Source organism: Streptomyces sp. NPDC058198 (genome assembly GCF_042882605.1).
GTDB lineage: Bacteria > Actinomycetota > Actinomycetes > Streptomycetales > Streptomycetaceae > Streptomyces.
This window is the reverse complement of the sequence record NZ_JBHVVP010000016.1, coordinates 22513-40862: the sequence shown is the minus strand read 5'-3', so window position 1 is coordinate 40862 and position 18350 is coordinate 22513. Positions and strand designations below refer to the sequence as shown.

16 protein-coding genes and 1 pseudogene are annotated in these 18350 nt (G+C 72.1%); 10 read left to right on the top strand and 7 right to left on the bottom strand.

Features of this window, described 5'->3' with window-relative positions; translation table 11 throughout:
• Window positions 1-22 precede the first annotated feature (22 nt).
• Window positions 23-565: a hypothetical protein gene (locus tag ACFVWW_RS31535; RefSeq protein ID WP_384330476.1), complete on the top strand. Its 543-nt coding sequence runs from the start codon at window positions 23-25 to the stop codon at window positions 563-565.
• A 249-nt stretch (window positions 566-814) separates the two neighbouring features.
• Here ACFVWW_RS31535 and ACFVWW_RS31530 read toward each other — a convergent pair whose 3' ends face one another.
• From ACFVWW_RS31530 to ACFVWW_RS31515, 4 genes and pseudogenes are all read right to left on the bottom strand, one after another.
• Window positions 815-2380 carry an IPT/TIG domain-containing protein gene (locus tag ACFVWW_RS31530; RefSeq protein ID WP_386878020.1) on the bottom strand — a complete coding sequence of 522 codons (1566 nt, stop codon included), beginning with the start codon at window positions 2378-2380 and terminating at the stop codon, window positions 815-817.
• Window positions 2381-2633: 253 nt separating this feature from the next.
• Window positions 2634-2867 (bottom strand): annotated as a pseudogene (locus ACFVWW_RS31525) (transposase); the annotation flags it as partial.
• A 108-nt stretch (window positions 2868-2975) separates the two neighbouring features.
• Complete coding sequence (locus ACFVWW_RS31520; RefSeq protein WP_386878019.1) at window positions 2976-3269, bottom strand: hypothetical protein; 294 nt, start codon at window positions 3267-3269, stop codon at window positions 2976-2978.
• Window positions 3270-3305: 36 nt separating this feature from the next.
• On the bottom strand, window positions 3306-3434 hold the full coding sequence (locus ACFVWW_RS31515) for a hypothetical protein (RefSeq protein WP_384186113.1): 129 nt from the start codon (window positions 3432-3434) through the stop codon (window positions 3306-3308).
• A gap of 190 nt (window positions 3435-3624) precedes the next feature.
• Between ACFVWW_RS31515 and ACFVWW_RS31510 the strand changes: the two genes are divergently transcribed.
• The 4 genes from ACFVWW_RS31510 (at window position 3625) to ACFVWW_RS31495 (ending at window position 8299) form a co-directional block, all read left to right on the top strand.
• On the top strand, window positions 3625-4083 hold the full coding sequence (locus ACFVWW_RS31510) for a DUF6643 family protein (RefSeq protein ID WP_384186111.1): 459 nt from the start codon (window positions 3625-3627) through the stop codon (window positions 4081-4083).
• Between the two features lie 37 nt (window positions 4084-4120).
• Window positions 4121-4963, top strand: coding sequence for an MOSC domain-containing protein (locus ACFVWW_RS31505; protein WP_384186108.1), 843 nt, complete (start codon window positions 4121-4123; stop codon window positions 4961-4963).
• Between the two features lie 169 nt (window positions 4964-5132).
• Entirely contained in the window at window positions 5133-5741 is a 609-nt protein-coding gene (locus tag ACFVWW_RS31500; RefSeq protein ID WP_384186105.1) for a hypothetical protein, read from the top strand.
• 143 nt (window positions 5742-5884) lie between these two features.
• Window positions 5885-8299, top strand: coding sequence for a right-handed parallel beta-helix repeat-containing protein (locus tag ACFVWW_RS31495; RefSeq protein WP_384186102.1), 2415 nt, complete (start codon window positions 5885-5887; stop codon window positions 8297-8299).
• 37 nt (window positions 8300-8336) lie between these two features.
• On the opposite strand, the gene ACFVWW_RS31490 is transcribed toward ACFVWW_RS31495, so the two are convergent.
• Window positions 8337-10727: a hypothetical protein gene (locus tag ACFVWW_RS31490; protein ID WP_386878018.1), complete on the bottom strand. Its 2391-nt coding sequence runs from the start codon at window positions 10725-10727 to the stop codon at window positions 8337-8339.
• Between the two features lie 244 nt (window positions 10728-10971).
• Here ACFVWW_RS31490 and ACFVWW_RS31485 point away from each other — a divergent pair, with 244 nt between their 5' ends.
• The 3 genes from ACFVWW_RS31485 to ACFVWW_RS31475 all read left to right on the top strand — a co-directional run bounded on the left by ACFVWW_RS31485 (window position 10972) and on the right by ACFVWW_RS31475 (window position 14455).
• Window positions 10972-11820, top strand: a complete 849-nt coding sequence (locus ACFVWW_RS31485) for a DeoR/GlpR family DNA-binding transcription regulator (RefSeq protein WP_384330459.1) — start codon at window positions 10972-10974, stop codon at window positions 11818-11820.
• A 45-nt stretch (window positions 11821-11865) separates the two neighbouring features.
• Window positions 11866-12300, top strand: coding sequence for an SRPBCC family protein (locus ACFVWW_RS31480; RefSeq protein ID WP_384330456.1), 435 nt, complete (start codon window positions 11866-11868; stop codon window positions 12298-12300).
• Between the two features lie 172 nt (window positions 12301-12472).
• Window positions 12473-14455 (top strand): hypothetical protein, encoded by a 1983-nt coding sequence (locus ACFVWW_RS31475; protein WP_386878017.1) that lies wholly within the window; start codon window positions 12473-12475, stop codon window positions 14453-14455.
• 45 nt (window positions 14456-14500) lie between these two features.
• Here ACFVWW_RS31475 and ACFVWW_RS31470 read toward each other — a convergent pair whose 3' ends face one another.
• Window positions 14501-15655: a PLP-dependent cysteine synthase family protein gene (locus ACFVWW_RS31470; protein ID WP_386878016.1), complete on the bottom strand. Its 1155-nt coding sequence runs from the start codon at window positions 15653-15655 to the stop codon at window positions 14501-14503.
• A gap of 193 nt (window positions 15656-15848) precedes the next feature.
• On the opposite strand from ACFVWW_RS31470, the gene ACFVWW_RS31465 reads away from it, so the two are divergent.
• Together ACFVWW_RS31465 and ACFVWW_RS31460 are read left to right on the top strand one after the other, a co-directional pair.
• The gene (locus ACFVWW_RS31465) at window positions 15849-16169 is read left to right on the top strand and encodes a hypothetical protein (protein WP_384330447.1); all 321 of its coding nucleotides are present in this window, start codon (window positions 15849-15851) and stop codon (window positions 16167-16169) included.
• A gap of 234 nt (window positions 16170-16403) precedes the next feature.
• Entirely contained in the window at window positions 16404-16928 is a 525-nt protein-coding gene (locus ACFVWW_RS31460; RefSeq protein ID WP_384186082.1) for an ATP-binding protein, read from the top strand.
• 139 nt (window positions 16929-17067) lie between these two features.
• On the opposite strand, the gene ACFVWW_RS31455 is transcribed toward ACFVWW_RS31460, so the two are convergent.
• Window positions 17068-18285 (bottom strand): ROK family protein, encoded by a 1218-nt coding sequence (locus ACFVWW_RS31455; RefSeq protein ID WP_384186080.1) that lies wholly within the window; start codon window positions 18283-18285, stop codon window positions 17068-17070.
• Window positions 18286-18350 lie beyond the last annotated feature (65 nt).

Genomic DNA, 18350 nt, shown 5'->3' with positions numbered 1-18350 from the left:
ATGGACACAGAGCGAGGTACCGATGAGTGAGCCGACCGACCTGGACGCCCTGCGACGGCTCATGCCGCCGCCGGCGGACGGGGGCACGACGGTCGACTGGGACGCCCACACCGCGTCGTGGGGCAAGCCGTTCCCGCCCGACTACCGGCGCTTCATGGAGGTTTACGGCGCCGGCGTGGTGCAGAACTACCTGTCGATCGGCAGGCCGGACCCCAAGGTGCCGCTGGAGCAGGCACCGCGGGACGGCATGGTGATCGAGACGGCGAACGCCGAGGCCGACTGGGAGACGGAGGAGAAGACACCCGAGCTGGAGGGCACTTCTCCGGTGCTGATCACCTGGGGGGTCAACGCCACCGCGGACATGTTGTGCTGGGAGGCGTCGGACGACGATCCCGCCAAGTGGCCGGTCGTGGTCTACCAGCGCAACGGCTCGCTGTGGAGTCGCTACGACTGCGGGATGGTGGAATTTCTCGTCCGGAACTTCCGTGCCGAATGGCCGGAGAACCCGCTGGGCGGCGAGTTCCTCTGGGGCGTGAGCGAGGTGGCGTTCCAGGCACGGGGCTGACGCCCCCGCAGTGAGCACGGCGCGTACGGAGGCCCGGACCGGTCACGGTCCGGGCCTTCCACGTGCGGCGGGCCCGTCGGCACCGTGGCGTTGTGCCGCGGAGGAGACCATTCCGTGTGCTCCTGGTCTTGAGAGCACACGGAATGGTGGCGGTCGCCTGGGTGACCCGGCGGCTGCTTGGGCGCGGTGTGGCACTGTGCTTGGGCTGCGCCCGTCGGTGCCGCCGGGCCGGCCGGTGACCGGTGGGGGTCAGGGTTCGATGACTCCGGCGTGGTCGCTGGACGGTGACAGGGTGGCTGACGGGGTGGTCGCGCCGGCGAAGGAGACGTTGTATCCGCCGTTGAGGAGGATGAGGGTCAGGGTGAGCGTCTCGTTCACCCTGGCGAGGCCTTGGGCGTTGGTGGTGGCGGCGCCCAGGACATGGGCGCCGGTGGTGAAGGTGATGGTCTGATTCGCCACCGGAAGGCCAGTGACCAGGTCGGTCAGCGTGGCATTGAGGAACGGGAAGTACACCTGCGGCGGGAACAGCTTGCTCAGTGCCGGGGTGGCGGTCAGCGAGGTGGCGTGGACGGGGAGGATGTAGAGGTAGCCACCCACCAGGCTGGCGCTGCCACCAGGGGTGGTGACGGTGACGGTGGCCGGACCGGCCCCCCCGGGCGGGGTGATGGCGGTAATCTGCGTACCGGCGGGATTGACGCTCACCCCGGTGGCGGGGTTGCCGCCGATGTCGACACTCGCCCCGGTCAGGTTGGTGCCGGTGATCGTCACCAACGTTCCGCCCGTGGTGAGTCCTTGGGTGGGGCTGATGGTGGTCAGCGTCGGGGCGAATTGGATGACGCTGACGCTGTTGGAGTTGATGTTGGTGACGTAGACCTTGCCGTTGACGCCGACCGCCACGGCGATCGGTCCGCTGCCGACGGGGATCGGGGCGCCGACGACGGTATTGGTGACGGTGTCGATCACCGACACGCTGTTCGACGCCCGGTTGGCCGTGTAGGCGTTCCCGTCGGCCCCGACCGCGATTCCCCACGGCTGATTGCCGACGGCGATCGGGGCGCCGACGACGGTATTGGTGACGGTGTCGATCACCGTCACGTTGTTCGACCCGATGTTGACGACGTAGGCATTGCCGTTGGGCGCGATCGCCACGAAGTTCGGCTGGTTGCCGACGGCGATCGGGGCGCCGACGACGGTGTTGGTGGCGGTGTCGATCACCGACACCGTGTTCGATCCCCGGTTGCAGACGTAGGCGTTGCCGTTGGGGGCCACCGCCATCCCGACCGGCTGGCCGCCGACGGGGATCGGGGCGCCGACCACGGTATTGGTGGCGGTGTCGATCACCGAGACGGTGTTTGCAGCGAAGTTGGCAACGTAGACGTCGCCGTTGGGGATGACCACCGCTACGGCCGGCTGGTTGCCGACGGGGATCGGGGCGCCGACGACGGTATTGGTGACGGTGCTGATCACCGACACCGTGTTCGACCCGCTGTTGGGGACGTAGGCGTTGCCGTTCGGGGCGACCGTCAGCCAGACCGGCGTACCGCCGACGGGGATCGGGGCGCCGACCACGGTGTCCGTGGCGGTGCTGATCAACGACACATTGGCCGACCCGGAGTTGGTGACGTAGAGGTCGCCGCTGGGGATAAACGCCAACCCGACCGGTGAGCTGCCGACGGGGATCGGCGGGATTGCCAGGACTGTAATTGCGGCCGCTGCCCGGCTCGCCTCCCCCGCCTCGGCGGTCGGGCCCACCTGGCCGAGGAGGGAACCTATCCCCAGCGGTTCCTGCCACGGTGACTGAACGCTGGTACTCATGTGGGCCCCTTCAGTGGGGACTGCCCTCGGCCTGGCAGGCCCCCACGTGGGGAACAGCACAGGTTCAGCGATCCCTGTCCGGGCTCACAACCCACAACCACAGAAGCCACGTCACAAAACGCAGCGGGCCGCGCACCCCGAAAGGGATGGGCAGCCCGTTTGGTTCGGTATGGGCTTTTTCTCCATTATGCCAGGTATTGAAACATCCACTGAGCCTGTTCTCTAACTAGTTCGTCGGGGTTTGGTGCCGACCTTGTGATGGGCCGGGGCTGGTGGGTTTCGGTGCACCGGCCGGCGAGCCGGTTCTCGTGCGCAGGTTCCGGAACCCGCGCCGGACGCGGGCCGGAGTCAGTTTGTGCGGCGGGGCCGGCTTCTCCCACGGTCGCCGGAGGTCGGTGGCGAGCGGTCGGGCGAGGCGGAGTTGCGTGTGGGCGGCGATCACCAGCCAGGTCCAGCGGTCGGCGGCCTCCGAGTCGCGGGCCGCGGGTATGCCTTCGCCTTGTTCGGCGGCCTGCAACCAGGCGACTTCCCGGGCCTGGGCGCGGGCCGAGCGCAGAGAAGCCAGTGCCCGCTCGTCAACGTCGGCGAGAAGCCGTCAGGCCGTCGGTGTCGAGGCGACGGGGCCGAACGCCTCTGCCTGGTCCCGCAGTACGGCCAGATCTGCGACGGCCTCGCCGCCATTGGCGAGCATCACCGCCAGATCGGTGGCGATCCGGCCCGGATCATGCCCGATCCCGCGCGGCCGAAGCGACCTGAGCGCGGTGGAGTACGCGGCAGTCAGCCCGGTGGCATCAGCAAGATCGGTCAGCAACCGCGCCCCGGCATGACCGACCACCCCCGAACCATCGGCACTGACATGGCCCCTGGGACGCAACCCGATGGTCTGCACGTAAAAAGTGCCCTCCGCTTGGATCCACAGAACCCCTCAGCAAAGTTCATCGAGCGTGCTGTCGGCGATGACGACCGGCAGGCCGCGGTTGCCGTCGGCGATCTCTTGATAGTCGTAAGGTTCCAGGCGCTCGGGGTCGAAGCCCTCCGTCCTGGCGAGTGCCACCCGGGTGCCGCCCTTTGCAGCCCATCCGCCATATCTCGTCAGCCATGAGGCCCTCCAACGGAAAAGCCCCCGCTGTTAACGGAAGCTTTAACGATGTTTGGGCAGGTCAGGCGGACAGAAGCAGCGTAAAACGGATGACCCGAAGATTGGGACTCCCCAACCAGCACATCGTGGGCTTAACTTATGTTCTATGACCTCCCCCCGCGCCACCTACGGCGGCGGTTACTACACCGCGCCGTCGTTCCCGGACACCCCGATCTACGACTCCCTGGTCGCGGAGCGGGGCACGCCTCAGATCGCCCCGATCCGAGTGCCTTCCGCCTACGACACGGGCAACAGCTATCTGCCGGCTCTGCCCTCCGCGCTGCCCGCCCTCCCCGCGGGCCCTTCCCAGCCCACGCCGTCGTACGGCGGATACCAGCAGCAGCCGATGCCGCAGCACATGCCGATGCAGCACGCGCCTGCGCCGTACATCCCGCAGCAGGCCCCGCCCCGTGGCTACCCCGCCCAGCCTCAGCCCCAGCAGCAGCGTCCGATGCCCGGCACGGGCTACGAGGCGATGCGCCCCGCGGCGCCGCGGCCGGTGCCCGCGCAGCCCTCTCCGTACGACGACCCGTACAACCGCCCCTACCAGGGTCGGGGGTACTGACCTGCAGGAAGCCGGGGACGGCTGACAGGATGGCCGCATGCCGATGTCGGTCCAGCCTGTTCTGCACGCCCTGCGGGTCCATCCGGTCAAGTCGATGGCCGGTTGCACGCCCGACAGCGCGGTCGTGGAGCCCTGGGGACTCGCGGGGGACCGCCGTTGGACGCTGATCGACGGGACGGGGAAGGCGGTCACACAGCGCCAGCAGCCACGGCTGGCGCTCGCCCGCGCGGAGCCGCGGCCGGACGGCGGGATCCGGCTGCACGCGCCCGGCCTCGAGCCGCTGGCCGTCGACGTGCCGAAGGCCGACGGCACGGTCGTGGTGGATATCTTCGGGACCAGGATCGAGTCGGTGCTCGCCGGCCATGACACGCAGGATGTACACGGCTGGTTCAGTACGTACCTCGGGGTGGAGGTCCGGCTGGTACATCTCGACGACCCGGCCACGCGCCGGCCCGTCAATCCGTTCTACGCGCGTCCCGGGGAGACGGTCAGCTTCGCGGACGGTTTTCCGCTGCTGGTCACGACGACCGCCTCACTCGACGCGCTCAACTCCCTGATCGCGCAGGGCGATCACCCGGACGAGGGCCCGCTCCCCATGGACCGGTTCCGGCCGAATCTCGTCGTGGCGGGGACGGCGCCCTGGGCGGAGGACGACTGGCTGCGGATCGCCGTCGGCGAGGTCACCTTCCGGGTCGCCAAGCCCTGCGGCCGCTGCGTCATCACCACCACGGACCAGCGCACGGCGGAGCGCGGCAAGGAGCCGCTGCGCACGCTCGGCCGCTATCGCGGGTTCGGCGGCCAACTGGTCTTCGGCCAGAACCTCGTCCCCGAGTCCACCGGCACGCTGCGGGCGGGCGATCCGGTGACCGTCCTCGCGTGACGCCGCCGGTCCCGTACCCCGCGTGGAAAGGGCCTCGGCGGGAACACGACGTTGCGGTACGCCTGTTGAGCGCACAGGACATCGGGGTGAGTTTGCTCTCTCTTCTCGCCCATCACGCGTAAACCGGGCTGCCCGGGGCTAAAACGGACATGGAAGGGGGTGCGGGACTGTGCGATCCATCGTGGGACTCTGGCGCTGGCGGCGCAACCCCCTGCGCCGGAGCACCGATCTTGTGGAGGCGTGGGTGGCGCTGACGGCGGCGCTGCTGCTCGCCGCGGCCGCCCCGGCCACCGGCTGGATCTGCGGAGCCCTCGTCGACGCGTCGCTGCGGGACACCGTGCGTCTCCAGCACGAGCAGCGGCACCGGACGACCGCCGTGGTGGTCGGCCGCTCGACGGCGCGCCATGTCACCGCCTACGACGCGGAGTCGTCCACGGAACACGACGCGGGCAGCCTGGTGATCGCCACCTGGCACGCGGCGGACGGCAGTGCCCACACGGGCACGGTCTCCGCGCCGCTGTACCGACCGCACGCCGGCGACACGTTCAGCATGTGGGCCGACGAGCGGGGCGACCAGGTGAAGCGCCCGATGAACGCGGCCAGCGCCCGGGTCCACGCGGTTCTGGCCGGATTCGGTACTGCCGCCGTGGCCGCCGTGTTCGTGGAATGCGTACGGCGGCTGATCGTATGGCGGCTGATACAGCGGCGGTACGAGCGGCTCGACCGGGCCTGGGCCGAAGCCGGTCCCGACTGGGGCCGTACCGGCGCGGGCAGCTGAGACCGGCCGCTCGCGTCAACTCAACGCCGCCACGCGCGCTACGGTGGTGCCGCCCGGTCCGCTTGTGCGGCGCCGGGGTCCGGGGCCGGCGCCCGGGACGGCACGGCACGCGCACACGCACGAGGTGGGGGCACAACAGCGCCATGGCACAGGGCACGGTCCAGGTGACGCACACCGGAACATCGCGTTGGCGGCGCCGCACAGGCGAGTACGCCTCCCTCGCCGCAGCCCTGGAGGCCGCCGGCGACGGCGATGTCCTCACCATCGCCCCGGGCACCTACCGGGAGAATCTCATCGTCTCGCGCGCGGTCACGCTGCGCGGCCCGGAGGGCTCGCTCGGCTCCGTACGCATCGCGCCCACCGACGGGGTGCCGCTGACCGTGCGCGCCTCCGCCACCGTCCAGGACCTCCATGTGGAGGGACAGGACGCGGCGGCCCCCGCGCTGCTCGTCGAGGACGGCGCGCCCGAGCTGATGGATCTGCGGATCGTGACCCGCTCCGCGGCCGGCATAGAGGTACGGGGCTCCGCCCGCCCCACCGTCCGCCGCTGCACCGTCGACAATCCGGCCGGTGTCGGCATCGGCGTACTCGACGGCGCGGGCGGGGTGTTCGAGGAGTGCGAGATCGTCGCGGCCGGTCAGTCGGGCATCTCGGTGCGCGGCGGCGCGCATCCGCGGCTGGAGCGCTGCCGGATCCACCACGCCTCGGGCGCGGGCCTGTCCGTCACCGGCGAGGGCAGCGGTCTGGAGGCGATCGGCTGCGAGGTCTACGAGATCAAGGGCACCGGCGTGCAGATCGCGTCCCGCGCCGCCGCTCATCTCACCGACTCCTCCGTGCACCGCACCTCGGCGGACGGGATAACCCTGGACACCGACGCGGTGCTCACCCTCTCCGACTGCGACATCCATGACATCCCGGAGAACGCCGTCGATCTCCGTTCCCGTTCGGTGCTGACCCTGACCCGTTCCACGGTGCGCCGCTTCGGCCGCAACGGGCTCTCCGTCTGGGATCCGGGCACCCGGGTCGACGCCAACCAGTGCGAGATCCACGACAGTACGGGCGACTACCCGGCGGTCTGGGTCAGCGACGGCGCGACCGCCGTCCTCGACTCCTGCCGGGTGCACGACGTCCCTGACGCGCTCTTCGTCCTCGACCGGGGCTCGCGCGTCGATGTCGTCGACAGCGATCTCTCCCAGGTGCGCAACACGGCGGTGTCGGTGAGCGACGGCGCGACCGTGCAGCTCGACGACTGCCGGATCAGGGAGGCGTCCACGGGGGCCTGGTTCCGGGACCACGGCAGCGGCGGCACGCTGAACTCCTGCACGATCGACGCCGTCCAGACCGGGGTGATCGTCACCAAGGGCGCCGATCCCACCATCGAGCGCTGCACGGTCACCTCGCCGGCCGAGGCCGGTTTCTATGTCTCGGCCGAGGGCCGCGGCACCTTCCACAACTGCCGGGTGACGGGCAGCGGCGGCTACGGCTTCCATGTGATGGACGGCTGCCGTACGACGCTCACCCGCTGCCGTACGGAACGGTGCGCGCGCGGTGGGTACGACTTCGCGGAGGACGGGCCGACCGCCGAGGACTGCACGAGTGACGAAAGTGGCGTACTGACGCCGCCGTCCCCGTCCTTGGAACCGCCGGCCGTGCTGACGGCGACCCAGTCGCCCGGACTCCTGGGCGCGATCCCGTCGCAGCCGGCGGCCGCCGCGGCGACGGGCATCGCCCCCGCCACGGCGCCCGCGCGCGGCTCGGAGGAGGTCCTCGGGGAACTCGACTCGCTGGTCGGCCTCGACAGCGTCAAGCGCGAGGTCCGGGCGCTCACCGACATGATCGAGGTCGGCCGCCGCCGCAAGGAGGCGGGCCTCAAGGCGGCGTCGGTCCGCCGCCATCTGGTCTTCACCGGCTCCCCCGGCACCGGCAAGACGACCGTCGCCCGGCTGTACGGCGAGATCCTGCACTCCCTCGGGGTGCTGGAGCACGGTCATCTTGTCGAGGTCTCCCGGGTGGATCTCGTCGGCGAGCACATCGGCTCGACCGCGATCCGTACGCAGGAGGCGTTCGACCGGGCGCGCGGCGGGGTGCTCTTCATCGACGAGGCGTACGCCCTCTCCCCCGAGGACTCCGGGCGGGACTTCGGCAAGGAAGCGATCGACACGCTGGTGAAGCTGATGGAGGATCACCGGGAGGCGGTCGTGGTGATCGTCGCCGGGTACACCGCCGAGATGGAGCGGTTCCTTACCGTCAACCCCGGTGTGGCGTCCCGCTTCTCACGGACCATCACCTTCAGCGACTACGAACCGGACGAGCTCCTGCGGATCGTGGAGCAGCAGTCCGAGGAGCAGGAGTACCGGTTGGGCGACGGTACGGCGGAGGCGCTGGTCAAGTACTTCACGGCGTTGCCGAAGGGGCCGGCCTTCGGCAACGGCCGTACCGCGCGCCAGACGTTCGAGTCGATGGTGGAGCGGCACGCGGGCCGGGTCGCCCAGCTGCCGGAGACCAGCACGGACGACCTGACCCTGCTCTACGCGGACGATCTGCCCGAACTGCCGTAGGTTCCGCCGGACGCGCCCTGAGGCTCCGGTCCGCCCGCTACGGCCGGTGCGTCTGCTCGCCGCGCTGTCGCGGCAGTGCGGCCGGCGGCAACCGGTCGAGCAGCGCGGCGCGTTCCTCCGCGAAGGCCGGGTCGGCCTGGTAGTCGGAGTGCCCCAGGACCGGCTCGGGCAGCGGGTGCAGCGCCGTACGGCTGTAGGCGAGCGGGTCCTTGAGCGGCCCCCGGTCGACCTCCGGGCGGTCGCCGTCGGCGGGGATCAGGACGGGGCCGCCGATGGGGTCGGTGGCCCGCCACAGATTGCGCCAGCAGTGCACTTCCCTGCTCAGCTCGCTCAGCGGTCCCGCGCCGAAGTACGCGGGGAACCAGCGGCCGTACAGCCGCTCCAGCGGTGAGCCGTACGTCAGCAGCGCCACCCGGCTGCGGGTGGCGGCCTGGAGCTGCCAGACGGCGGCCGCAGCCAGGACGCTGCCCTGGGAGTGGCCCGAGAGGACGAGCCGGCCGCCGGTGCGTCCGGTCCAGGAGGCGATCCGCCAGGTGAGGTCGGGGACGGCGCGCTCGGCGTAGCAGGGTGGCGCGAAGGGGTGGGCGGCGCGCGGCCAGAAGGTGCCGACGTCCCAGAGGATGCCGATGGTGCGGCGGGCCGAGGCGTCCCGGTAGGCACGGCGGCCCCAGGTGACGAACAGTATGAAGCCGAGGCCGATCAGCCAGGAGCCCAGTGCCTGAGCGGTGTCGGCCACGGACTCCACGAGCGAGTCGGTGCCTTCCGCTGCCTGCCCCGGCACCTCGCCGCTCAGCCAGGACCCGGCGACCGCGGCGGCGCCGAGCAGCAGGGCGGCGCCGGAGAGGATGCCGACGAGCCGGGGAGCGGCGTCGGTGAGTACGGCCCTGGCCCGGACACCGGCTATCTGGCGGGTGCGCAGGGAGTCCGGCGTCACCGGTCCGTACTCCGCCTCGACCACCGGGGCGAGCCTGCGTGCGGTCCGTACGGTCCGCACGGCGAGGACGCTGACCGGGATCAGCAGCAGCACGAGCAGGACGGGGATGGCCGCGGCCTGCCAGCTCAGCAGCACGGGCGGGCCGACGATCGCGCCACCGCCCATGCCGGGTGTGGCGTCCCCGTCGAGCCAGTCGGCGACGCGCTGGGCGATCCCGCCGGTCATCACCCCGCCCAGGGCGCAGGCGAGCATCGCGACGGCGGGTCCGCCGAGGCCGCGCATGGCGGTCCTCGGGTGTGGCGCGCGGCGGTGCAGCGAGTACGCCGTGACGGCGAGGGTGACGATGAGGGCGACCTGCGCGAGGGCGAGCACCCGGAAGGAGGCGTCGCCGGGGAGTGCGCCGGTGGAGACCCAGCCGGGCCGGGACCAGGCGGCGAACACCACGGTCAGGCCGAGCAGGGTGAGGGCGGCGGCCGGCAGCCAGGTGACCAGCGCCCGGTCGAGGCTGCCGTCGCGCCTGCGCTCGCTGCGGCCCCTGCTGCACACCACCCAGAGCACAACGGCCCCGCAGACGGCGAGTGTTGCCCTGAGCAGCAGGCCCAGGGTCTCCGTCATGGCGCTGTCGGCGCCGCGGTCGTGGTCGGCGGTGGCCGCGGTGAGGGCGGCGGCGACGGTGAGGAATCCCGCGGCGGTGTGCGCGGCGCGGAGCCGGGCGACGAGCCGGCGGCCGTACCAGAACCCGGGGCGGCCGAGGGCCGGCCGGACCGTGCTCCGGGTCTCCCCCGCGGATTCCGGCTCCGGCTCCTGCACCGGCGCGTCCGCGGCGCTGTCCGCGCCGTCCGGGTGCTCGGCGGGGCGCTCGTCGGTCGGCGGGCGCTGGGCCTCGTACGCGCTCCAGGTGCGGTTGGAGAGGTACCACAACAGCCCCACCAGCGCGGTGGGCACCAAGGCCGCGAGCGCGAGGCGCCGGCCCGGCTGCGACCACCAGCCGTGCCGCTCCGGCGAGAGGAAGCCCAGCCAGGACCGCTGCGCGACACACTCCGCCGAGCCGGCACACTGCCACGCGGTCAGATCGAGCGCGACCTCGCAGGCGGCGGCCGTCAGCAGCACGGTCAGGGTGAGCGCGACCAGCCGTACCAGCACGCCGTACAGCCGCTGGGATTTTCCCAGTCCCTTCGTGGCGGGCCGCATCCAGTGCGCGAGGTTGACCACCATGAAGGGCAGAAGCAGCAGCCACAGCGCCCGGGAGCCGTTGCCCGAGGTGAGGTTGGACCAGCAGTACGCCTCCGGGACCGGCCGGTCGCGGTACGGCCCGGGGCGGAGCTCGGCATCGACGTCGTCGACGCGCCGGTACACGGCGGCCGTCTCGTCACCGGTGATCCTGACCGTACGCGGATCGCCGAGCATCTCCGCCGGGGTGGCCCCGCCGACGCCGTGGACCAGTAATTCGAGCGCGGCCTCGCCGCCGCACGGATCCGGTGTTTCAGGCTGCACGGTGACTCGCTCTCGCGGTGGCGGGATCGGCCGGCTCGGGGCGGCGCAACGGAACGGCCATCAGAATCCTCGATCGGGCCGTTCACCGCCGGGCCCTTACGGAATCTCCCCGGCCTCCGCCTACATCAACCCCCGGAGCGTGTGTCGTAGCCGCGTGGGAGGATGAGGCACTCCTGATGGTTCGGACACCACGAATGTCAGGTACGACGGTGGTGCACGACGATGTGGAAGGACCGGCCCGGCGGTGAGCGACAACCAGAACCTCCTCGCGGAGCAGCGCCGGGCCCTGATCCTCGACGAGGTGCGACGGCGCGGCGGAGTCCGCGTCAACGAGCTGACGCGCAAGCTCAATGTGTCCGACATGACGGTGCGCCGGGACCTGGACGCGCTGGCCCGGCAGGGCGTCATCGAGAAGGTGCACGGCGGCGCGGTGCCGGTGGTCGAGGCGAGCACGCACGAGCCGGGCTTCGAGGCGAAGTCGGCGCTGGAGCCGACCGCCAAGGAGGACATCGCGCGGGCGGCGGCGGCCATGGCCGTGCCCGGCAGCGCCATCGCGCTGTCCGGCGGGACCACGACCTACGCCCTGGCGCACCATCTGCTGGACGTACCGGATCTGACGGTGGTGACCAACTCGATGCGGGTCGCCGACGTGTTCCACGCGGCGCGGCCGGCCGGGGCGGGGGGCGGTCAGCGGCCCGGGGCGGCCATGGTGGTGCTCACCGGCGGGGTGCGTACGCCGTCGGACTCGCTGGTCGGTCCGGTGGCCGACCAGGCGATCCGCTCGCTCCACTTCGATGTGCTCTTCCTCGGGGTGCACGGCATCTCCGTCGAGGCCGGTCTGTCCACGCCGAATCTCGGGGAGGCGGAGACCAACCGGCGGTTCGTGGAGTCCGCGCGCCGGGTGGTGGTCGTCGCCGACCACACCAAGTGGGGCACGGTGGGCCTGAGTTCCTTCGCGACGCTGGAGCAGGTCGACACCCTGGTGACGGACTCGGGGCTGTCGGCGGAGGCCCGCGAGGAGATCGCCGAGCGGCTGCCGGGCCTGGTGGTGGCCGGCGGGTCCGAGGACAGGTCCGCTCCGCGGGAAGGCTGAACCGCCCCTCGGGCGGCTCGGGACCGCCCGGCTTACGATCGCCGGGTGACCGTCTTCCGTATCGCCCGCAGCACGCCGCTGTCCGCCGAGGAGGCCTGGCGGCGGCTCACCGACTGGCCGGCGCACGCGGAGCGGGTGCCGCTGACGAGGATCTCCGTCCTGACACCGGGGCCCACCGGCGTCGGCACGGTCTTCGTCGCCCGCAGCGCGCTCGGCCCCGCCGGGTTCAGTGACCCCATGGAGGTCGTCCGCTGGCAGCCGCCCGCGCCGGGCGTCCCCGGCCACTGCCGCCTGGAGAAGCGCGGCCGGGCCGTCACGGGCTGGGCCGAGATCCACGTACGGGACGAGGACGGCGTCACCCGGGTGCGCTGGGAGGAGGACCTGCGGTTCGGCCGGCTGCCGCGGCTGCTCGACCCGCTGACCGCGCGCGGCGGACAGCTGGTGTTCGGACGCGCCGTCGACCGCCTCCTGCGCGCCTAGGTGGTATCCGGCGTGGCGGCGTCAACTGCCGTGACGGGGGCGAGGCGTGTGCCGCCCGGGGTCACCGGTCCCGAACACGCTTCTGGTGTGACCTCCGCATCATGGGCTCGTTTCACCTGGCGAGTGACGCCGAGTGACAGCGCATCAGCACATGCGGAAGGGCACGGTCCCGATGCCGACACACCGACAGCCGAACCACCATGCCTCAGCCGGCGAGCGTCCCGGCATCGACCAGGCCGAGGCCAGTCTCGTGGAGCACTATCCGCGTCTGGTGCGACTGGCCTACCTCACCCTCCCTCCCTCGCTGGGCCGCCACCGGCGCGTCCTCACCGCCCACGCCATCGTCCAGCGGGTCCTGCCGGGCCCCCGCAAGGGCGACCAGCTCTCGCGGGTGCCGGGACAGCGTGGCGCGACAGGATCCGCCTACGCGTGGGTCCGTGGGCAGGTGCTCCGTGCCGCGCTCGCGTACGAGCAGCCGTCCCGCCGGTGGCGCGCGCGAGTCGGCGCGCTGCGGCCCACGCTGCCCCTCGTCGTGGGGCTGCGGCTCTTCCCGCGGGCCGGCGGCAGCGAGGAACTCGCCCTGGACCAGGCCCTTTCCTCGGTCGCCGCGCCCGTGCGCGCCGCACTCGCGCTGCGCCTCCTGGAAGGTCTGCCCGACTACATCGTGTGGGGTCTGCTGGACGAGGCCGGTGTCAGCGATGTGGCCGCCGCGCTGCGTACCGCCGGACAGCTCGCCTCCGAACGGGGCGGCCAGGCCAGAAAGCTGCTCGGCACGGCGGAGTTCGACCCGTGCACCGTGCAGACCCGGCCGACCGATCTGCTGCGGCGCAGGCAGCGGGCCAGGATCACCGGCGCGGCCGTCGCGATCACACTGGCCGGGTTGGTCGCGGCGGTGGCCCTGCCGGATCACAGCACCGCGCGGCGGCCCGCCGGAGCCGACGTGGCCGACGCGGGCCCGGCCGGTGGTACGGCGCTCTCCCGGGCCCTCGATCCGGCGCTGCTGGAACGCGCGTCACGGGACGAGTGGGCCAACGCCTCCCGGATCGACTTCTCCGTCTGGCCGGCCCGGGGCGACCGTATCGACGACACCGCCCTGCTGCGGCGCGCGCTGCGCGTCTGGGGCAGCCCCGGCCGCGCCGTACAGGTCTCCGCGTCGGCCGGTACGAGCGAGGTGCCGCCCGCGCAGCCCCCGCGGCTGCTGTACGCGGGCGAGGTCGACGGGACCGCGGTGGTGCTGCTCCACGACGGACAGCGGGTCGTGCGCTACGCCGAGCCGGAGTCGGGTGACGGCGCGCCGGCCCTGGACTTCGCCCGTACGGACGGGGCCGAGGTGACGACGGCCGCCGCGGTCGTGGTGAGCCGTAGCCGCGGGCGGGCCCGGTATCTGCTCGCCCCGTGGATCGCCGCGTCGGCCACCCGGGACCTGCTGGCTCCCCGTGCCCCCGCCCAGGGCCTCGACTTCTCCGAGGAGGGCGTCACGGACCCGGTGGAAGGTCCCGCTCCCGGCGACGGCTGCACGGCCTGGCCGGTGATGCAGCTGCGCTCGTCGGAGAAGATCGTGGAGCGGCACTCGTTCCTCGTCGCGGATCTCGGTGATCTCGCGCCGGCCCATCTCACGTACGCCGCGCCGGCCGGCCCCGGGACGCCCGCGCACCAGCCTGGTGAGGCGGTCGGCGGACCGGCCCTGTTGAGCTGGGCGCGCACCGCGTGCTCGCTGCGGACCCTGCGGGGTTCCGGTGTCCGGGCCGTCAACAACTGGGCGTTCGCGGAGCAGCGGCTGCCGGACAGCGGCGGACGGTCCACCTGGGTCTGTACCCGGGCCGACACCTGGCGCGGTCCCGGCCGGATCCTGGTGCAGTTCCAGCAGCCGGCCAACTCCCCCGCCGCGCAAGGCACGGTGGTGGCCGAGGCCGGTGACACCGCGTCCTGCGGCAGGTTCGGCCCGCACATCCTGGCGGGAACCCGCTGGAAGTCGCCGTCGGGGAAGTGGTTCCTGCTGGCCGCCGGGGACCGCGATGTCACACGGATGACCGCCGGCGGCAGTGTGCGGGCGGGAGTGTCCGCGACGACGATGGCGGTACCGGCGCCCAGGGAGGGTGCCGTGACCCTGTCGGCGCGGCTCTCCGGCGGTGACATCCTGCAGGCGGCCGGCTGAAGCGGCGGGCGCCCTCCGGACCTGCACCGTACGGCGGGCGTCGGCTCAGTCCGGCCAGACGCCGTTCGCCAGGAAGTGGTCGAGCGCGACCGTGTACGGGGCGATGTCCAGGCCCTGTTCGGCGAGCCAGGTGTCCGAGTAGTACTTGTCGAGATAGCGGTCGCCCGGGTCGCAGAGCAGGGTGACCACACTGCCGGTGCGCCCCTCCGCGACCATCTCGGCCACGATCCTCAGCGCGCTCCACAGTCCGGTGCCGGTGGAGCCGCCCGCCTTGCGTCCGATGGCCCGTTCCAGGGCGCGTACGGCGGCGACGCTCGCCGCGTCGGGCACCTTCATCATCCGGTCGATGGCGCCGGGCACGAAGCTCGGTTCCATCCGGGGCCGGCCGATGCCCTCGATCCGGGAGCCTCGCTCGCTGCACGCCAGCGCGTCGTGCCGGGTCCAGCCGTCGAAGAAACAGGAGTTCTCCGGGTCGGGGACGCAGATCCGGGTGTCGTAGAGCATGTAGTGGACGTAGCGGGCGATGGTCGCGGACGTGCCGCCCGTCCCCGCCGTGGCGACGATCCAGGCGGGTTCCGGATAGCGCTCCAACTTCAGCTGCTGATAGATGGATTCGGCGATGTTGTTGTTGCCCCGCCAGTCGGTGGCCCGCTCGGCGTAGGTGAACTGGTCCATGTAGTGGCCGCCGGTCCTGGCGGCCAGGCTCGCCGACTCCTCGTACAGCTTCCTCGCGTCGTTCACGAAGTGGCAGCGCCCGCCGTGGAATTCGATCAGCCGGCACTTCTCGGCACTGGTGGTGCGCGGCATGACCGCGATGAACGGCACGCCGATCAGCTTCGCGAAGTACGCCTCGGAGACAGCGGTCGATCCGCTGGACGCCTCGATCACCGGTTTGCCGGGCCGGATCCAGCCGTTGCAGAGACCGTAGAGGAACAGCGAGCGGGCCAGCCGGTGCTTGAGACTGCCGGTCGGGTGGGTCGACTCGTCCTTGAGATACAGGTCGATGCCCCACTGCTCGGGCAGCGGGAAGAGCAGCAGATGGGTGTCCGCCGAGCGATTGGCGTCCGCCTGCACCTTGCGTACGGCTTCCTTGAGCCACGCGCGGTACTCGGGATCGCTGCGGTCCACGTCGACGGTCACCTCGGCCCCGCCCGCGGGCACCGTCGTCCCGTCCGTTCCGGATCTGTCTCGTCGCGTCATGCGCGCTCCCGTTCCTCGCCCCGCCGACACCGGCCTCCCACGCTCCACACTATTCCCACCACCTGCGGAAACGTTGCCTTGGGGGATCCATAGCACTGGCTATCGGACGCCTCGGAAACCGCACTCTGGTGCCCGCCCGCGCAGTTGTGCAGACTTTCCTCAGGGGAACGGGCACGGAGGGGGCTGAAGAGCCATGTCGGAGCCGGAGTTCAGCGCGCGCGGAGTACGCATCGAACGGTGGCCCCGGTCCCTCACCCGGGCCGGCCAGGTCCTGATCCAGGACGGCAGACTGGCGCTGCTTACCAGCTACGGCCGGGTGATCGACAGCGCCCCGCTGCGGGCCGTACGAGCGGCGAAGCCCTGGTTCGCGGGGCGCGGCAGCACGGTCGCCACCGTCAACGGGACGCGCTACCGGCTGACCATGGGCCAGCGCGGCGCGAGACCCGACGCGGCGGCGCTGGCGGCGCGCTTCCTGGAGGCCGTGAGCAGGGCGCGCCGGACAAACGAAGACTGACCGCCACGGGACAGGGCCCCGGCCCCCGCCAGGGCGCGGCGACGGCCTGCCGCGAGCCGCCGTGCTGCCGCGAGTTGCGGAGCCGGGTCCGCTGGTTCACTCTGGGTCTCACCTCACTCAGGGTAAACCGGTGGTGACGCTGCGATCCAGCCCCGCCGGCCAGGAACAGCAGCGAGTCATGTGCTGGATCCGTTCCTTCGTCTTCTTCCGGACCTCATTCGGGGAGTCGCAGCCGTGATCAGTCAGCCCAGCAGGCACTGCACGGTGGAGCTCCAGGCCCTGCCGTCGCGGATCGGTCAGGTCCGCAGAATCATCTCCGCCCAATTGCGCTACTGGCATCTCGACCCTTTGATCGACCACGCGGCACTCGGAGTCACCGAGCTGCTGACCAACGTTCACCGGCACGCGGAGCCGGACAAGATCTGCACCGTCGACGTCGAGCTGCTGCTCGAACGGCTCACGGTCTCGGTCAGTGACCACGACCCGCGGCTGCCGACGGTCACCGCCGCCCATCCCTTCGACACCTGCGGCCGCGGTCTCGCCCTGATCGCGGCGGTCAGCGAGAGCTGGGGCATACGTCCCCAGGGCGACACGGGGAAGAGCATCTGGTTCACGCTCCCCACTCCGCAGACCGCCCTGGCCCTGCCGCTCCGCACGGTCTACGGGGCGACGACCAACGGCCCCTTCCCCGGGACCGAGTACGGCGCCATCGCCCGGGAACACGGTCACGCCGCGGCCCGGTCGGCCGTGATCAGCTGACCGGGCGATGCCCGACGCCACGCGTGCGAGCGCGGCGTCCCGGCACCTGTGGAGCCACCCGAATGGTCTACGACCGTTTCATGCGACGGAGAGGGCACACAGCGGAGCGGCGGCCGACGCAGAGCCGGATCCCCGGGGGTCAGCGGGTGAGCGCGCCGAGCGGGTCGTCGAGCACCGGCTGCCACGCCACTTCGGCCGCCCCCACCAGGCTGTTGTGGTCGAGCGTGCAGGGCAGGATGGGCACCCCGCCGCTGCGGCCCCACAGGCTGCGGTCGGCGACGACGGCGCGCAGCCGTTCCGGATCGGCGTCGAGCAGCTCACGGTGGAGTCCGCCGAGGATGATCCGGTCGGGGTTGAGGATGTTGACCAGCCCGGCGAGCCCCAGACCCAGCCGGTCGATCAGCTCCTCGGTGGCTCCGCGTACGGCGGGGTCGGCGTATTCCGTACGGAGCAGATCGCGCGACTGCTGGAGCAGCGAGACCTCGGGGCCCGGGGTGCGGCCCGCCGTCGTGAGGAAGGCGAGCGGGTCGGCCTCGACGTCGAGACAGCCCTTGCTGCCGCAGTAGCAGGGCCGCCCTTCGGGGTTGACCGTGAGATGGCCGACCTCCAGGGCGAGGCCCGAACTGCCGGTGTGCAGACGGCCGTCGAGGACGAGCGCGCCCCCCACCCCGCGGTGGCCGGTGGCGACGCAGAGCAGATGCCGGGCGCCGCGTCCCGCGCCGTGCCGGTGCTCGGCGAGCGCGGCGAGGTTGACGTCGTTGCCGGTGAACGCGGGCCCCTCGATGCCCGCGGCGCGTACCCGGTCGGCGAAGATCTGCCGGACGGGGGCGCCGGCCGGCCAGGCGATGTGCAGCGGGTTGAGGGCGGTGCCGTCCGGCTCGGCGACCGCCGAGGGCACGGCGAGGCCCGCGCCCACACAGCGCCGGCCGCTGGCGCGCAGCAGTCCGGCCCCCGCCTCGACGACCTCGCCGAGCACCTGCGCCGGGTCGGCCGTGACCGTGGCGCGGACGGGCGCGGTGGCGACGATCCGGCCGCCGAGCCCGACCAGTGCGGCCCGGAAGCCGTCCGCGTGGATCTGCGCGGCCAGCGCGACGGGGCCCTTGTCGTCGACGGAGAGCCGGTGCGAGGGCCGGCCCTGGGAGCCCGCCGCGGCGCCGGGCCGGGAGTCGATCCGGATCAGCCCGAGAGCCTCCAGCTCCGCGGCGACGGCGCCGGCCGTGGCGCGGGTGACGCCGAGCTCCGCCGTGAGCACGGCGCGGGTGGGCGCACGGCCCGTGTGAACCAGTTCCAGTGCCGGGCCGAGCGCACCGCGGCCTCGCTCCAGCCTCGTCCGGGTGGTGGTCCCCTTGCCGTCCATGGAGGCGAGTCTCCCATGATCCGAAGGCGCTGCGGACGCCTTGTACCGATGGGGCCACGGCCCCT

Excerpts from the sequence above, each read along its gene's own strand:
- ACFVWW_RS31535 (WP_384330476.1), top strand. The coding sequence starts at position 23 with ATGAGTGAGCCGACCGACCTGGACGCCCTGCGACGGCTCATGCCGCCG.
- ACFVWW_RS31530 (WP_386878020.1), bottom strand. The coding sequence starts at position 2,380 with ATGAGTACCAGCGTTCAGTCACCGTGGCAGGAACCGCTGGGGATAGGT.
- ACFVWW_RS31510 (WP_384186111.1), top strand. The coding sequence starts at position 3,625 with ATGACCTCCCCCCGCGCCACCTACGGCGGCGGTTACTACACCGCGCCG.
- ACFVWW_RS31505 (WP_384186108.1), top strand. The coding sequence starts at position 4,121 with ATGCCGATGTCGGTCCAGCCTGTTCTGCACGCCCTGCGGGTCCATCCG.
- ACFVWW_RS31495 (WP_384186102.1), top strand. The coding sequence starts at position 5,885 with ATGGCACAGGGCACGGTCCAGGTGACGCACACCGGAACATCGCGTTGG.
- ACFVWW_RS31475 (WP_386878017.1), top strand. The coding sequence starts at position 12,473 with ATGCCGACACACCGACAGCCGAACCACCATGCCTCAGCCGGCGAGCGT.
- ACFVWW_RS31470 (WP_386878016.1), bottom strand. The coding sequence starts at position 15,655 with ATGACGCGACGAGACAGATCCGGAACGGACGGGACGACGGTGCCCGCG.
- ACFVWW_RS31465 (WP_384330447.1), top strand. The coding sequence starts at position 15,849 with ATGTCGGAGCCGGAGTTCAGCGCGCGCGGAGTACGCATCGAACGGTGG.
- ACFVWW_RS31455 (WP_384186080.1), bottom strand. The coding sequence starts at position 18,285 with ATGGACGGCAAGGGGACCACCACCCGGACGAGGCTGGAGCGAGGCCGC.